Annotated in this window: 16 protein-coding genes and 1 pseudogene; 9 read left to right on the forward strand and 8 right to left on the reverse strand. The window is 67.3% G+C overall.

What is annotated here, in order from left to right; all coding sequences use genetic code 11:
* Positions 1–1412: heavy metal translocating P-type ATPase (locus ON27_RS31465; RefSeq protein WP_043735896.1), on the reverse strand; the 1412-nt coding region annotated here is incomplete at its 3' end.
* Between the two features lie 155 nt (positions 1413–1567).
* Positions 1568–1864 carry an SHOCT domain-containing protein gene (locus ON27_RS31470; RefSeq protein ID WP_043735871.1) on the reverse strand — a complete coding sequence of 99 codons (297 nt, stop codon included), beginning with the start codon at positions 1862–1864 and terminating at the stop codon, positions 1568–1570.
* Between the two features lie 861 nt (positions 1865–2725).
* Between ON27_RS31470 and ON27_RS31475 the strand changes: the two genes are divergently transcribed.
* The 5 genes from ON27_RS31475 (at position 2726) to ON27_RS31495 (ending at position 7831) form a co-directional block, all read left to right on the forward strand.
* Complete coding sequence (locus tag ON27_RS31475) at positions 2726–2950, forward strand: DUF2933 domain-containing protein (protein WP_043735872.1); 225 nt, start codon at positions 2726–2728, stop codon at positions 2948–2950.
* Between the two features lie 273 nt (positions 2951–3223).
* A complete protein-coding gene (locus ON27_RS31480) occupies positions 3224–3982 on the forward strand; it encodes an ATP-binding cassette domain-containing protein (RefSeq protein WP_083887931.1) in 759 nt (252 codons plus the stop codon).
* On the forward strand, positions 3979–5469 hold the full coding sequence (locus tag ON27_RS31485) for an ABC transporter permease (RefSeq protein ID WP_043735873.1): 1491 nt from the start codon (positions 3979–3981) through the stop codon (positions 5467–5469). Before ON27_RS31480 ends, ON27_RS31485 begins: the two co-directional genes overlap by 4 nt.
* Before the next feature lie 338 nt (positions 5470–5807).
* Entirely contained in the window at positions 5808–6428 is a 621-nt protein-coding gene (locus ON27_RS31490) for a DUF305 domain-containing protein (protein ID WP_083887932.1), read from the forward strand.
* A gap of 908 nt (positions 6429–7336) precedes the next feature.
* On the forward strand, positions 7337–7831 hold the full coding sequence (locus tag ON27_RS31495) for a DoxX family protein (protein ID WP_051047183.1): 495 nt from the start codon (positions 7337–7339) through the stop codon (positions 7829–7831).
* Between the two features lie 57 nt (positions 7832–7888).
* Here ON27_RS31495 and ON27_RS31500 read toward each other — a convergent pair whose 3' ends face one another.
* The 5 genes from ON27_RS31500 to ON27_RS31520 form a co-directional block, all read right to left on the reverse strand.
* Complete coding sequence (locus tag ON27_RS31500) at positions 7889–8698, reverse strand: ABC transporter permease (protein ID WP_043735875.1); 810 nt, start codon at positions 8696–8698, stop codon at positions 7889–7891.
* Positions 8695–9399: an ABC transporter ATP-binding protein gene (locus ON27_RS31505; RefSeq protein ID WP_051047184.1), complete on the reverse strand. Its 705-nt coding sequence runs from the start codon at positions 9397–9399 to the stop codon at positions 8695–8697. The genes ON27_RS31500 and ON27_RS31505 overlap by 4 nt, the downstream gene beginning before the upstream one ends.
* Positions 9400–9405: 6 nt before the next feature.
* The gene (locus ON27_RS31510; protein ID WP_043735878.1) at positions 9406–9738 is read right to left on the reverse strand and encodes an Rv3488 family transcriptional regulator; all 333 of its coding nucleotides are present in this window, start codon (positions 9736–9738) and stop codon (positions 9406–9408) included.
* Between the two features lie 53 nt (positions 9739–9791).
* Entirely contained in the window at positions 9792–9998 is a 207-nt protein-coding gene (locus ON27_RS31515) for a hypothetical protein (protein WP_043735880.1), read from the reverse strand.
* Positions 9999–10141: 143 nt separating this feature from the next.
* The gene (locus tag ON27_RS31520; RefSeq protein ID WP_043735883.1) at positions 10142–10411 is read right to left on the reverse strand and encodes a metal-sensitive transcriptional regulator; all 270 of its coding nucleotides are present in this window, start codon (positions 10409–10411) and stop codon (positions 10142–10144) included.
* A 160-nt stretch (positions 10412–10571) separates the two neighbouring features.
* On the opposite strand from ON27_RS31520, the gene ON27_RS31525 reads away from it, so the two are divergent.
* The 4 genes from ON27_RS31525 to ON27_RS31540 all read left to right on the forward strand — a co-directional run bounded on the left by ON27_RS31525 (position 10572) and on the right by ON27_RS31540 (position 15540).
* A complete protein-coding gene (locus tag ON27_RS31525; protein WP_043735885.1) occupies positions 10572–11951 on the forward strand; it encodes an MBL fold metallo-hydrolase in 1380 nt (459 codons plus the stop codon).
* A gap of 198 nt (positions 11952–12149) precedes the next feature.
* Entirely contained in the window at positions 12150–14258 is a 2109-nt protein-coding gene (locus tag ON27_RS31530) for an MMPL family transporter (protein WP_245560397.1), read from the forward strand.
* Positions 14259–14416: 158 nt separating this feature from the next.
* Positions 14417–14698, forward strand: a complete 282-nt coding sequence (locus ON27_RS31535) for a YgaP family membrane protein (RefSeq protein ID WP_043735891.1) — start codon at positions 14417–14419, stop codon at positions 14696–14698.
* A 68-nt stretch (positions 14699–14766) separates the two neighbouring features.
* Complete coding sequence (locus ON27_RS31540; protein ID WP_043735893.1) at positions 14767–15540, forward strand: sulfite exporter TauE/SafE family protein; 774 nt, start codon at positions 14767–14769, stop codon at positions 15538–15540.
* Positions 15541–15645: 105 nt separating this feature from the next.
* Here the strand turns inward: ON27_RS31540 and ON27_RS45045 are convergent.
* Positions 15646–15831: pseudogene (locus ON27_RS45045) on the reverse strand (RidA family protein); the annotation flags it as partial.
* Between the last annotated feature and the right edge of the window lie 349 nt (positions 15832–16180).

The raw sequence follows: 16180 nt of genomic DNA on the forward strand, positions 1-16180 counted from the left end.
ATGATCGCGGTGGGGGTGGCCAGGCCGAGGGCGTCCGGGCAGGTGATGACCACGACGGTGATCGCGAACAGGATCGCCGCCGAGAACGGGCGATCGGACAACAGCAGCCAGGCCGCCAGCGTGCCGCCACCACCGATCAGCGCGACGAACACCAGCCAGAACGCCGCCTTGTCGGCCAGACGCTGGCCGGGAGCCTTCGAATTCTGGGCTTCCTGCACCAGTTGCACGATCTGCGCCAGCGCGGTGTCCGCGCCGACCTTGGTCGCGCGCACCCGCAAGGTGCCGTTGGCGTTGATGGTGGCGCCGATGACCGCCGAGCCGGGGGCCTTGTGCACCGGCAGGCTCTCGCCGGTGACCATCGACTCGTCGACCTCACTGTCACCATCCTCCACGACCCCGTCGACGGCGATCTTCGCCCCTGGGCGCACCAGCAGCAGATCGCCGACCACGACTTCGGCCGTGGGGATCTCGACAGGTCCGCCGTCGCGCAGTACCAGCGCCTTCGGCGGCGCGAGGTCGAGCAAGGTGCGGATGGCGTCGTTGGCGCCGCCGCGGGCGCGCATCTCGAACCAGTGCCCCAGCAGCACGAACGCGGCCAGCACGGTCGCGGCCTCATAGAACACTTCACCGCCGCCGGTCAACGTGATCACCAGCGAGTACAGCCAACCCGAGCCGATCGCGACCGCGACCAGCACCATCATGTCCAGCGTGCGGGCTCGCAGAGCGCGGGCGGCGCCGTCGAAGAAGATCCACGACGAGTAGAAGATGACCGGCAAGCTCAGCAACAACGCCCAGAGGTCTTCGCGCAGACCGAACGGGACCGGCACATCCAGCCCCAGAACGTCCCTTCCGATGGGCGACCAGATCACGATCGGGATCGAGAACACCAACGCGACCAGGAACCGGTTGCGCATGTCGGCAACCATAGCTGCCATCGACATCCCGGCATGACCACCGTGGCCCATCGCCTCGTGCGGAGAACGCAGGTCGCCGGCGCCTGCCGGGTGTTCGGCGTGAGCAGGGGCCGCCATGGTGTGGCCGACATCGTCGACAGGCCCCGCAGTCGCCAGCTGACCAGCACGTTCGGGTTCATCGTGGTGCCCGGCTTCCACGGGTGGATCCGGTTCGGTCAGCGGGTCGCAGAGGTGGGCGGGCACCGAGCGACCGGCGCAGTGGTAGCCGCATTCGATGACCCAGTCCCGCAGCGCCGCAATCGAAGTCAGCGCCTGGTCATAGACCACGGTCGCGGTCTGGGCCACCGGGTTGACTTCTACGTGATGCACGCCGGGGCGACGAGCCAACCGGGCGGCGACAACGTTCTGCTCCGAGGCGAACAGCAGGCCACGCACATCGAGCACGGCGGTGGCGCGTTCCTTCGGCTGGTGTAGATGAGTATCAGGATGGGTTGTCACGGGGGCGCTCCTCCATCGGCCGGTAGTCGAAGTATCAGTCGCGGAGAGTGTTTCGATGCGGGATGGGAGGGCGCGGATCACAGCGCGACACAGGCGCCGCGGCGGACGCAATGGGGGCGACTGCCTCGGTCTCGACGCTGTCCGTGTACCACTCGCTACCCGTCACCGGAGCTCTTCGGACCCGGGCCGGAGCCGATATCGCCGCGTAGCGTAGCCAGTCGATGGTGGTATTCGTCGGCATCGATCTCACCGCGGGCAAAGCGCTCGGCCAGCACTTGCTCGGCGCTGGGGCGCACGATCGGCGCGCCGACGACCGGCGCGGACGGCTGTGCCAGGTATCGGACTGTGAGGATCACCCCGCCGATCACCAGTACCCAGAACACCACCATGCCAACGGTCATGAGCCCGTAACCCCACCCACTCATCCCCTCGTCGCCATACCAGAACATCATCGGACTCTCCTTGATCGATGCGAATCACCAGCGTCGTCGCGACGCCCAATTCCGCTGACGTGTCGGCCTGGGCGTGCGATCGACGCTTTCTACGGTCCGCGCCGCTGACCGCGGCGGCTAGAGACCAGGTGCCCTTCCGACGCATCCGAAGGTCCCTACCCCCCGCGGGTATTACCGCGCAGACTCGACGTACACGCCGCCGACCCGGTGTCACCGGCTCCGGAAGGTGGCTCCCGCCTGTACGCGGGCCATTCCGAGCAGATGTAGAAGAGCCCGGACGCCCGCGCGGAGGCCGCGAGCCCCGTCATGCGAGGGATCACAGCCTCGCCAGCGGCGAGATGTCAGCGGACGAGATACGAGCGGTGGTCCCCGCTCGTCATGGAGGTGATCGGATGGGCGGGGTAATGCGCCCGGCGATCGAGGTCGTGGCCATCGCGGCGCGCCGCAACGAGCTGAACTCCGGTCGACCACCCTCATCGACCGACACCTCGTTTCAGGGGTGCAGCGTTTTGTTGCGCCACCCACCGTACCTAGCCGGGTGAGTTGGGGGCTGGGGTGGATGTCACATCGGCTGACCCATCATCGGGCAACCACCCATCAGGCTGCACATCCATTGACACAACATGTGCATGGGGTTCATGACGCGATTTCCTTCTCATCGAGCGATCCGGCCGCAGTGGCCGGTCCGCAGGGCTTGGTCGTGCGGTGCCACCGAGGCTGCCGCGTCGATACCCCGCGTGCGTAGGGACCTTTGGCGGTTGGATGGGTGTCCTTCGGCGCCGCTCGAGGCGACCTCGTCCCATCCTGCGCAACCGGTGTGCGAGCGCAGACTCGAGGTGATCGCGAGAGAAGGGAAAGGCGATGAACACTCGGCATCTTCCGTGGTACGCGCTAGCGTTGGCCGTGCTGGTCGCCGGTCTCGCCATTTCCGGAGTGTCGATGTCGACACTGCTGGTGCTGCTGGTGGTGCTGGCCTGCCCGCTGATGATGATGTTCATGATGGGCGGCCACGGACACGGCAACGACGACCAGTCACACCAGATGAGCAAACGCCACGACTACGACCCCACCTCCGACCGACCGTGACCGTGCCGCTGACGGGACCGTAGACGTGGGTGCGCCACCCGCAGTACGACGGGTTACTGCTGGTGATGATGGGGTTCCTCTTGCAGTGGCCGACCATCCCGGTTCCTGATCCGCGTCGGGGCCTACCTGCGGTTGGCGAACAGCGAGGAACGGGGCGCGATGCATCGCCACCGGTACGACGACCGGTCGCGGGCGACACGGGAGTACGGCAGGTGACGAACCGTTTCGGCAGCAGGCTCGAGCACCGCACCTGATCAACTGAGCGGAGCGCCCATGTCCACACAGCATGCCCGGTCTGACAGTCCCGCCACCGAAATGCAGACTGCGGCGGCGACGTGCGCGCCGGTGTTGACCGCCACTGGGATCGGGAAATCCTTTCGCCGCGGCGGGTGGCCGTTCGCGTCGCGGCGGATGGTGCTGCGCGGCGTGGACTTGGCGTTGTGCCCTGGTGAGGTGGTGGGAATGGTCGGGGAGAACGGGTCGGGCAAATCGACGGTGATGAAGGTTCTGGTGGGCGAGCTGCGACCGGACACCGGGACCGTCACCCGATCCGGGCTGCTCGGATACTGCCCGCAGCAGCCGGTGATCTACGAACGGTTGACCTGTGACGAGCACATCGAGTTGTTCGCCCGCGCCTACCGGATGACCCGGGAAGATCAACAGCGCGCGCAGCGGGAACTGTATGCGGCGTTGGGTTTCCAGCGCTACGCCAGGGCCAGGGCGGATCGTCTGTCCGGCGGGACGCTGGCCAAACTGAATCTCGCCCTCGCCCTGCTGGCCGATCCCGCCGTGCTTCTGCTCGATGAACCCTACGCCGGATTCGACTGGGACACCTACCTGAAATTCTGGGAACTGGTCGCCCACCGCCGCGCCGCGGGCCGCTCGGTGTTGATCATCAGTCACTTCGTCGCCGACGAGCACCGCTTCGACCGCATCCTGGAACTACGCGACGGGAAAGTGACACCGCGAATCGCCAACGCATCGGCATCGGCATCGGACCGACCGCCCTCCACCAGCGAGCCGCGACCATGAACCAATCCGTCCTGCCCTACGTGCGGGCCTTCGTTACTGATTACGCCCGCAACCTGGTGAACCTGGTGGTGCTGGTGCTCGTGCCCGCGCTGTTCGTGTTCGTCGCCGCGGGAACGATCTCCGATGCCATGGAATTGCTCGGGGGTATCGAGATGTCGGTGGAGACCGCGACAGTCGGCTGGTCGGCGGGGTTCCTCGCGGGCCTGGCGATGTACTTCCAGATCCGCGCTGGCCGCGCCGCCGACCGGCGGCTGGTGGTTGCCGGGCTGGCTCCTGGACGACTGGTCGCCGCCCGCGCGGCTACGGGACTGCTGCTTGCAGTGCTCGTGTCGGCGGTGTCGCTGGCGGCGTTGGCGGCGCGCACCGGCCTCGACCAGCCGCTCCGCACGATCGCCGGGACGCTGATGTTCGCGGTGATCTATCTGGCCATCGGCGCCGTGATCGGGGTGCTGGCCACCAACCCGGTCAACGGCGCGGTGCTGGTGTTGTTCGTGTGGATCATCGACGTGTTCTTCGGGCCCTCCCGCATGGGCACCGACCAGACCTTCATTCGCTGGTTGCCGACGCATTTCGTGACCTTGTGGATGATCGACCTGCCGTCCGGGCACGGCGGACGGATCACCGACCTCGGCTACGCCCTGGCGTGGTTGATCACCGCGGTCGCTGTCGGCTCGGTCGTGCTCGTCCGCGCCGCCCGCGCCGCGCCGCCCGCGCACCGCCCCTCCGGGCAGCTGGTCACCGGGCTGCGGTTGGGTCTGGTCGATCTGCGCCGTAACCCCGCGCTGCTGGCGTTGCTGGTGGTCGTGCCGGTGGTGTTCATCCTGCTCGCCAAGGTGACCACCCCAGAACGCACCATTGCGATCTCGGTGCGTCACGGCGATCGGACCGTTGCCGACGCGTTCTGGTTCCCCGAGGTGCACGCGGGCACCATGGCACCGATCGCGGTCGCCGCATTGGCCACCCTCGCCGGGCTGTTCGTGGTGGCAGACTCCGAGGCGGGCGATCGACGACTACGACTGGCCGGATACCGCAGGAGTGTGCTGCTCGCGGTCCGTTTCGGCGTCCTCACGGTGGCGGTGGCGGTCATCGGCCTCGCCGCCCTCGCGGTCACAGCGACGGTCTTCACGCCCGCGCAGTGCGCCGGATTCATCACCGCCCTCATGCTCGCCGCGATCACCTACGCCCTGATCGGGATGATTCTCGCGCCGCTGTTCGGCCGCGTCGCCGGCGTCTTCGTCGCCTTCCTGATCCCGTTTCTGGACCTCGGCTTGATCCAGAGCCCGATGCTGCGCCCCGAACCGGCCCCCTGGGCGCGACTCTGGCCCGGATACGCGAGCACTCGACTGCTGTTCGACACCGGCCTGACCACCGACTTCGACCTGCCCGCAACGCTGCTGCTCGCCCTGGCCTGGCCCAGCGCCTTGGTCGTGATCGCAGCCGTGCTCTTCGGTCGCGGCACGCGAAGCCGACCACGCCTGGGCATCTGATCCGGCCACGCTACGGTCGCAGCCACGATGGCTTGTTCCGAGGCTCGGCTCGGGTCCGATGATGCAGCTGTCGAACCCCGCGCTATAACGACTGTCCACAAACCCTTCGTTCGATGCATACCGTCGCTCCCCAGTGGTATCAGTCGGAGAAGTACCGCGGTGAACCTGCCGCAGCCGAGATATCGAAGACGCGCGACACAGGGTTCTTTTGGGCGCACCCACCGAGTCGGTGGTGTTCTGGCCGCGATGGACGCCGCAACCAGAACCATGCCGCTGTAGATGTAGCACGCGCTCCTATTCGACCGCCGCTTCCAGTTCGAGACGCGAGGAGTTCATCGATGTACCCAGGATCGACATTGTTCCGGCGGGGCGTTGTCATCGTCGCCGCTGCCGCGATTGCCCTCATGGGTTGCGGTGACGGCGACGACCAGGGTGGGACGGCGGGGACGACACCCGGCGAGACGATGCCGGGGACAACCCCGCAGGCACAGCCGGACTACAACGAAACCGATGTCAGATTTCTGCAGATGATGTATCCGCATCACGCCCAGGCGGTGCAGATGGCGGACATGGTGCCGTCACGCTCGCAAAATCAGCAGGTACTGGATCTGGCCGCAGCCGTCAAGGCCGCTCAGGAGCCGGAAATGGCCCAGATTTCGGCGTTGTTGCAGCAGTTCGGAAAGCCAGCGCCTACAGAGAACCACGGCATGCCGGGGATGCCAGAGATGCCGGGAATGATGTCGCCGGAGGGCATGGCATCGCTGCAATCAATGTCTGGTAGCGACTTCGACCGGATGTGGCTGTCGATGATGATCGAACATCACCGCGGTGCGATCGAGATGGCGCAGACCGAGCTGGCGAACGGCAAGAACCCAGAGGCACGCAAGCTCGCCGAGACCGTCATATCCACTCAGCAGGCCGAGATCGACCAGATGCAGCGCATGCTGCAGCAGAGCTGACCGGAGGTCGGCCGCGAACTCGGGCCCGAGGTCGCTCTCCGAGCAGCGCGTTCGTTCGGCGCTGCCGACAGGCGCTTGCTAGAGGTGAACTGTCAGCATAACGATGTCAGCTGGGCCATGCGATGGCCCGCACGCCGAGCATGCTCGGGATGGGTGTGCTGATTCAAGCGCTGTGGGTGGCTCGGCGATCGCGAACTCCGCCGGGACGACAGTCTGTTCTACAGCACCGTCGTCGGCGTCGGAATCCTGATCGGTAACCTCGCCACCGGCGCACTGGTCGGCGCCGCCCACAACACCGGAGCCGACTGGGGCGGGCTCCTAGCCACCGTCGGCGCGCTCGCCGCGCCGGCCCTGCACGGCCTCGACCGATCCGCGACCGCCGCTCGTCGTCCCGATGCGACGACGAGCGGCGGCCGCCACGGCCTCCCTACGAGGGTGCAGGCGCGGTAGATCCACACTGGAAGCATGGTTGCTGATCACCGACCACCCATTCAGTGCAGCGATCCTGTCCTCCCATCGCCATCGTCACCACCTGCCCCGACGCCCTCGGCTCGGCCACACCGACCGCGATCATGGTCGGCATCGGATTCGGCGTGGGGCGCGGCGCGCTGTTCCAACCGCTCTCGCCCTGGAAATCTCAGCGCGGTGAAGGTGGTGGTCCATCCATGTCACAGCCACGAACACACCGTCACCGCCCTCGCCGCACACCGGGTCACGAGGCAGCCGAGCGGGCCGATGATCGAAACCAGGCGCGAGGCCGCGTTCACCCTGCCGCCGTCGGCGGTGGCCACCGGCGCGGCTGTCGTTCCCGCCGGAGCCTTCGTCTGTGGCCTGCGCGCCCTCGTCAGCGCCTCGGCGACGAGCTTCGCACGACAACACCGCACTGAACGAAAGAGGGGAATCCGCTCATGTCCACCACCAGCTCCTGGACGACCCGCCTGACCGCGACCTCCGCGCCTGCGGCGGTGGTACTGATCCGCTTCTACGTCGGCACGATCTTCCTGTTCGAAGGCATCCAGAAATTTCTCGACCCCGACCGGCTCGGCACCGGCCGCTTCGACAAGGCCGGTATCCCCGCGCCCGGCTTCTTCGCCCCGCTGGACGGGATATTCGAAATAGTTTGTGGTGCCCTGATTCTCGCTGGACTGCTCACCCGGCTGGCGGTGATCCCGATGATCGTGAACATGGCAGGCGCGCTGCTGATCACCAAACTGCCCATTCTGTGGGGCGAAGCACCGCTGTTCACCGGCAAGTCCGGGTGGTGGGACTTCACCCACGAATCCCGCACCGACCTGGCCATGCTGTGTGGCAGCATGTTCCTGCTGCTCGTCGGCGCCGGCGGATGGTCGATCGACGCCCGCCCGCGCACCACCCCGGCCAGCGCGCAGCCGGTCTCACATTGACCGACCTGCCTCCACACCCTGTCCCCGAATATGTTTCGCGGACAGGCTTTCCGCCGGTCATGCAGCAGAGCGTGCGGCCGTGGCCGGACCGGTGCGCGGCCGAGGCAGCGGGCGCAGACGGTGGTCGGCGGTGAAGACGCGACGTACCAGTCCGAGAGTGACAACCACGGTAGTGGTCGACACCGAGGCCAGGACCAGGAACATGACCACCGCCTGCAGCAACACGGCCTGCACGGGAGGCACCCCGGCGAGGATGAGGCCGGTCATCGCGCCGGGTAGGAACACCAGCCCGGTGGCTTTGGTGGTCTCGATCTGCGGGGTCAGCGCCGCCCGCAACGCCGCCTGCGCATACGGGGTGGCGGCCTGGCGGGACGGTTGCCCGAGTGCGAGCCGAGCCTCGACCTCGTCACGCTTGTCGCGTAGCTCGTCCACCAGGCGGCGTGCGGCCAGAACGGTCGCGGTCATGGAGTTTCCGACCATCATTCCGGCGATCGGAACGAGCGTGCGCGCTTCCAGCGGCAGCACCCGGAACCCGAACACGACCCCGAGGGTGATCGCGGCGGCCGCGGCGAACGCGGCGATGGTCAGTGGCATGACCCGCGGCACCTCAGGCGCGCGGCGGCGGGCGACGTCACCGGCGTAGGCGAGCATCGCCACCACCCACAGCCACGACCACGCCACCGACCGCCCCGGTTCCAGCAGCAGTGTCAACGCCGCCCCCACCAGCAGCAGTTGCACCAGGGCACGGGCCGCGGACCACAGGATCTGCTGCTCGAGGCCGAGCCGCTGCCACAAGGAGACAACCGCGGCCACGCCGATCAACGCCAGCGAGATCGCCAGCCCACCGGCCCCGATGAGATCGTTCATGCCCGCACCTCCAGGGAGTCCGGCGGCCCATCGACCGGCTCGAGGCCGACGCAGCGGCCCGCCTCGATGCGCAGCACCCGGTCCGCGACACGTCGCACCTGCTGCGGATCATGGGTCACCCACAGCACGGTCACCTCCTCGCGCGCCAGCTCGACTACCGCCCGCTCGACAACGCCCACCGCCGACTCGTCGAGCGCGGAGGTCGGTTCATCGAGCAGCAGCACCTGCGGCCCGGTGATCAGCGTGCGCGCCAGGCACATCCGCTGCACCTCACCACCGGAGAGCGCGTTCGCGTCATGGTCCAGCCAGGACGTGGGCAACCCGACCCGGGCCAGCTGCGCCTCCAGCCGGGACCGGTCTGCGGCCGGGCTCGCGGTGCGCAGATTCTCCGCGATCGTGCCCGGGAACGGGGTGGGTCGCTGGAACACCATGCCGACCCGCCGGCGCAGCCGCAGCGGATCCAGCTCGGCGACATCGGTGCCGCCGAACAGGACCCGGCCGGAAGTGGGTACTTCCAGCCGGTTGCACAACCGCAGCAGCGTGGATTTGCCCGACCCCGACGGCCCGAAGATCGCCGTGACTCCGTGGCCGGGAAGATCGGCGGTGAACCCGTCGAGCGCGCGAATACCGTCGTGAGCCACCACGACCTCCTCGAAACGGAAGCCGGCCGCACCCAAGTCATCACCTCCTCGAGGGGACATCCGGCGTCACGCCGACCGGCCGCCGGAGCGCTCGCCACGAGGGTCGTCGCCGAGGACCTCACGCGCCAACTCCCGCAGCGCGCGCCGGTCCTCGGCCAGCGCCGCCCGACCTGCTTCCGTCGCCCGGTACACCCGTCGCGCCCGGCCGCCGACCACCTCCTGCCGCGAGGTCAGCAGCCCATCGGCCTCCAGCCGGTGCAACGTCGGATACAGCGTGCCCGGACTGATCTTGTAACCGTGCCCGGACAGCTCCTCGGTCAGCCACGCGCCGTGCACATCCTCCTCGGCCGCGTGATGCAGGATATGTAGCCGCACCGCACCCCGCTGGAACTCCCGCACCGACCACCACCCTCACTGTCACCGAACCGATATCGGATACCGATAATATCTGGTTATCCCGACGCCCACCCGACCTCCGGTCCGGGGACGATGCCGTAGACGGCTGCGGCGACGCCGACGGTGACCGTCACCGAGCCGAGCAGGTCGACGGAGCCGGAACGGACCGGCGCGTCAGGCATCAGCGCGGTGACCGCGATCAACGCCGCCAGCGCGGGCGCCGCCACCCTGGATCGCGCGTCCGGCCGGTTCGGTCGCGACACTGCCCGCCGCGCCCGCGATGATCGAACCCACGAGCAGGGCCGCCCACCCGGCGGCGAACACGCGCCGCGCATCGAGCAGATTCGGGCTGGCAAGACCGGGACGCGGCGCGCCCCGCCGGATTGCCACCCGTGCCCGATCGGAATCAGGCGAGAGCCAAGAACAGTTTCTCCAGTTCGGCTTCGGTCATCGATGCGTCGCCTTCGGAGGCCTGCCCGCTGAGGCATTCTCGCAATCCTGTGGCGACGATCTTGAATCCGGCCTTGTCCAGCGCGCGTGAGACCGCCGCGAGTTGGGTGACGACGTCTTTGCAGTCGCGGCCCTGCTCGATCATCGAGATCACTCCCGCGAGTTGGCCCTGCGCCCGGCGCAGCCGGTTGAGAACCAAAGCGATGCTGTCTTCGTCGCCGACCATGATGCGTTCCTTCCTAGAACCGAAGCCGCGATTATACCCCGGGTGGTATACCGGGCTCGAGAGAACTCTGCATACCCCCGGGGGTACTTGACATACCCTGGGGGGTATATGGCAGCCTCTCCAAGAGCAGCCCTGGGATCGACGACACGGAGGAAACGCGATGATTCTCGAGCAGTACTACATCGAGTGCCTGTCCCATGCGTCGTACCTGATCGGCGACGAGAGCACGGGCCGCGCCGTGGTGGTCGACCCGCGCCGTGACGTCACCGAATACCTCGACGACGCACGGCGGCTGGGTCTGACCATCGAGGGTGTGATCAACACCCATTTCCATGCCGACTTCGTGTCCGGGCACCTGGAGCTACTCGAGGCGACCGGCGCGTGGATCGGTTTCGGCGAGGCCGCGGAGGCCGACTACCCGATCCGCCGCCTCGCCGATGGCGAGCACCTTTCCCTCGGCGACGTCGAACTGGAAATCCTGTCCACTCCAGGGCACACCTGGGAATCGATCAGTGTGCTGGTTCGGGAATATCCCGGCGCCATCCCCACAGCGGTTCTCACCGGCGACTCCCTGTTCATCGGCGATGTGGGCAGGCCGGATCTGGTGAACATCGGCGACAGCTCGACCTCGGATCTGGCCAGGGCGATGTACCACACCATCCATGAGAAGCTGCTGGCCCTGCCCGATGTGGTGACGGTGATGCCCGCCCACGGCGCCGGTTCGTCGTGTGGGAAGAATTTGTCCGAGGAGCTGACCTCGACCATCGGCGAGCAGCGGATGACGAACCCCTCGGTACAGCCGATGAGCGAGGAGGCGTTCGTGGCGTTGGTGGTCGACGGTCAGCCGGCGGCGCCGTCGTACTTCTCGGTGGATGCCGGGTTGAACAAGACGAGGCGTCCGTTGCTCGATCCGGCCCGGCGTATTCCCGAACAGACCCCGGTCCAGGTTCGGGCCGAGCTCGTGGCCGGGACCCGGGTGCTCGACGCCCGCAGCGTCGAGGACTTCGCCGCCGGACACCTAGCGGGGTCGGTCAACGTCGGCTTCGACGGCCGGTTCGCCGAAACCAGCGGCATGGTCGCAGAAGTGGGGGAGCGCATCGTGCTGATCACCTACCCCGGCGAGGAGCAGGACGCGGCGCTGCGGCTGGCACGGATCGGCTCGGACAATGCCGTGGGCTACCTCGATATCGGCGCCGACGGAGTGTTCCCGACCGAGTTGGCGGACTTGGTAAGGACCGCGCCGCGTACCACCGTGCAAGAGCTGGACCGCTTGCTCGCCGCGGACGCGGTCACCCTGGTCGATATCCGCAACCCGGGTGAACACGAGTTGGGGGTCATCCCCGGGGCGATCGCGGTCCCGTTGGCGCAGCTGCGCATCCGGCTCGAGCAGGTGCCCACCGACCGGCCGATCGTGGTGCACTGCGCCGGCGGATGGCGGTCGAGTGTGGCGGCCTCGCTGCTGCGCGCCCAGGGCTTCGAGCGGGTCTCCGACCTGATCGGCGGTTACAACGAATGGGCCGAGGCCCACGTTTCTGTCTGACCGGTCCAACAGCATCAGCGCAAGGACCACCCCGCTCCAGGGACACCAGCGTGGTGGCCGGTCCCTCGTAGGAAACGTGCGCGGTCGGAGAGTCCGGAGCGCAGCGCATCCAGATATACCCCCAGGTGTATAAGGAGTTGAGGTATGAGTGAAACGAAGTCGAAGCCCCCGAAGAGTGTGAGCGGCGCACCACCCTCGATGCCGGGGGGCCCGATGGCGCGCCTGGGTTCAGCCATGGCGACACACGCCAAATGGGTGTTCGCCGTCTGGGTGATCGGACTGATCGCCCTGGGCGCGGCAGCCCCGAGTGTTTTCAGCTCCCTGGCCGGCGCCGGATGGCAGGCCGATGGTTCGGAATCGGTGCGGGTGCGCGAACTCGCCGAGCAACACTTCGGCGGCAACTCGTCGGCCGCAGTCCAGGTGGTGGTGCACTCGGATACGCTGCGAGTCGGCGATGCCCCGATGCGCGACACCGTGGCCGAGGCCACCACCATCTTCGCATCGGACCCTCGATTCGGTGCGGTCATCGCGCCGCAGGCGGGTATGTCGATCAGCCCCGACGGACACACCGGCATCATGATCGCCGGCGCGAATGCCTCCACCGACCACATGGTGAAGGCGGTCGATGACATCCAACACGAATTGGCCGCACTCTCGGGTGATGGCATCGAGGTGTATCCGACCGGATCCTCCGCTCTGTGGAGCGACTTCAACAAGGCCAACCACGATGCCATGATCAAAGCCGAAATGTTCTCGTGGCCGGTGACTTTGGCGATCATGGTGCTCGCCTTCGGCTCCCTCGTCGCTGCCGGATTGCCGCTACTGCTGACCCTCGCCGGGCTGGTGGCCTCGGCGGGTGGCCTCGTGCTCGTCAACGAGGTCACCCCGATCTCGGTGTGGGCGATGAACTTCGCGATGATGTTCGCCCTAGCCCTCGGCATCGACTACGCCCTGTTCATCGTGGCTCGCTTCCGAGATGCGCTGAGCAAGAACGCGGACAGGCGGGCCGCGGTGGCCGAGACCATGGACACTGCGGGCAAGGCGATCGCGCTCTCCGCGATCACAGTGCTGGTGAGCCTGTCCGCCGTGCTACTCGTGCCCGCCCCCGCCGTGCGCACGATGGCCGTGGGCATCATGCTCGCCGTGTTCTTCGTCCTCGCCGCCTCTATGACCCTGCTCCCCGCGGTGCTGGCGAAGCTCGGCGGCAAGGTCAATGCCGGCGCGCTGCCCTTCGCCCGGCGTCAGCAGCACCGCTCCCCGAAGTTCGAGGCGTGGGGCAATCTGCTGCACAAGCACCCGTGGCCCTTCGCGATCGGCGCGCTGCTGGTGTTGGTGACTCTGGCCATGCCGGTTCTCGGGCTGAAGGTAGCCATGCCGTCGATCGAGGTGGTCCCGGAAGGGGCAGCGGTCCGCCAGGGTTACGAACTCGTCCAGGCCCAGATGGGTGAGGGCGCACCCGGCATGCTGCAGATCATCGCTCCTTCGGTCGATGCCGACGAGGCCGCAACCGTCGCCGCGGGCACCGAGGGAATCACCATGGTCATCCCCCCGCAGCCCGCCATGGACGGCGCCGACTACGTCATGCTGCAAGCCATCCCGGACGTCGACCCCTCGGACGCGAAGATGGGCGCCATTTTGTCGCAGCTGCGCACCGGTCTGCCCGACAGTGCGCTGGTCGGCGGCGCGCCTGCGGAGAACCTCGATCTACAGCAGGCGCTCGACGACTACCTGCCGGTGATCGTCGGAGTCATCCTCGTTCTCGGATTCGTGCTGCTGCTCGTGGCTCTGCGGGCGCCGCTTATCGCGCTCGTCGGCACTCTGGTGAGCCTGCTCTCGACCGCGGCGGCGTTCGGTGTCGCGAAGCTGATCTTCCAGGACGGTGTCGGCGCGGGTCTGCTCGGATTCGACCCGCAGGGGTTCCTCGACGGCTGGGGACCGGTGTTCTTCTTCGCGATGATCTTCGCGATCGCGATGGACTACACGGTCTTCCTGCTCGCGACCGCCAAAGAACACTACGAGACGTCCGGCGATCCGGATGTCGCGCACATCATGGGACTCGCGCATTCCGGGCGGGTGATCCTCGCGGCGGCGGCGGTGATGGTGGCCGTATTCTTCACCTTCGCCCTGTCGGAGCCCCTGCCGCCGAAGGAGATGGGCATCATCCTCGGTGTCGCGGTGCTGCTGGACGCATTGTTGGTGCGACTGATCCTGCTGCCGGTGGCCCTGAGCCTGACCGGGCACGCCGCCTGGTGGTCCCCGGCATGGCTCCGTAAGGCGCTGCCGCGCGTCAATTTCTCGCACGGCTGATTCACCGGATCTGTCCGAACCCGGAATCACAGGGGCATATGCATGGATTACGACACAGCTACCGCGAATACCCCCGGGTATAGGTGCACCAACCCGGCAACGAACCTCGCAGGAAACCGTGGGAGCGTCGGTCGGACACGAACGAGAGATGGGAAAGAATGAGAACACAGCTACCCCGCCACAATGGTTGGAGCATCGAGAGAATCGTCCCTTTGCTGGGCGGCTCGGTGGTACTCACGAGCCTGGCACTGAGCCGCGCGCATTCACCACGCTGGCTTGGTCTTACCGGATTCGCGGGCGCCAACCTCGCCCTCTACGGGACCGTCGGCTGGTGTCCGATGAGCCTGGTTCTGGGACGTTTGGGAATTCCCCGGCTCGCCGACGAATCCGTGCAGGCCACCGTGAAGGCGGAGCCCGGCAGACCGCGATCGACACACTGAGCACCCGGAACTGAGACTTCGGATGGCACGAAGCTCGGTATGACCATACGAGATGGGAGGAGGAAGGGATGACCGTTCTGCTCTCCCTCCTCCTGGGCGCCGTCATCGGAACCCTCCTCGGCCTGCTCGGGGGCGGCGGGTCGATCCTCGCCGTTCCCGCCCTGGTCTACGGCCTCGCGATTCCGCTGCAAGAAGCAGTTCCGATGTCGCTGATGGTGGTCGGCATCGCGTCGCTGTTCGGCGCTCTCCCCAAAATTCGTGCCGAACTGGTCCAATGGGGCGTTGCGGGGATGTTCGCCGTCACCGGGCTCCTGGCCGCGTTCGCCGGAAGCGCGGTGAATCGACTCCTCCCGGAGGCAGCGACCCTCGCCGGATTCGCCATCGTGATGATCGCAGCGGGTGTCCGGATGCTGTCGAGCACCGAAGGCACCGGTACCGCCTGTCGCGTGGAGGGTTTCGGCATCAACTGGCGCCGATGCACCGCCAGGTCCATCCCGGCCGGTCTCGGCGTCGGCTTTCTCACCGGACTTTTCGGCGTCGGCGGCGGCTTTCTCATCATCCCGGCCCTCGTCCTGCTGCTCGGCATCGAAATGTCCGTCGCGGTCGGCACCTCACTCGTGATCGTGACCGCCAATTCCGGGTCCGGTCTCCTCGCATATCTCGGCGATCTCGGTCTCGACTGGCGAATCGCCGTGGCTTTCACGGCAACTGCTATCGGCGGATCGCTCGTCGCGGGCCGATACGGGAGGAGCGTCGACACGCGCCGACTACAGAAGTGGTTCGCCTACCTGATCTTCGCGGTGGCAACTTTTGTGCTGTTCGATGTGGTATTCCTTCATTGAGCACGCATCCCGATCCGGACCTAGCTCGACGTCGTCATCTTCGATGCAGACTTCGACGCAGCGAGCGCCGCTGTCGGAGCCGGACGATCGACGCCACCGTCCGGTCGAGCCGGTGTTGCGCAGCGCTTGCGCGACCTGTCCAGCGAGGTCACCGGGCGCCACCGGAGTGCCGTCGGCGAGGCGCGCGACCTGACCGCTGACGTGCACTTGCCGCGATCCGGTGCCCACAGCCACATGATGGTAAGGAGTCGGCTGCGACATCCCCTCGGGCGTGAAGTGCTCGACAGTCATGATCCGACCGTCCTGCGTGCTGCCGGCGTGGGCAGCCGAGCACATGCCCGCCATCGACCGTGCCCGCGATACCTGTGACGCACGCGAGGACGCCGCAGCATCGGGCGCATGACATCACCGTTGTGTGCCACCCGCGACCCGGGATCGCAGTCGCCGAGCCCGCACACCCCGGCCCCGGCACGTAGGGCGTCGACGATGTTGTCGAGGCGACCAGCCGGCCCGACGCCGTGCGTACCGGTCGGGACTACCACCGTCCGGCATCGGGGGCCGATGACACCTGCCGCCCGCGCCGAGGGCCTGCGCAGTCGCCCGGTAGCCCGTTGACGCGCAGAGGTCCGCACCCTTGATT

The sequence above is a fragment of the Nocardia asiatica NBRC 100129 genome, from assembly GCF_000308415.1.
GTDB classification, from domain to species: Bacteria; Actinomycetota; Actinomycetes; order Mycobacteriales; family Mycobacteriaceae; genus Nocardia; species Nocardia asiatica.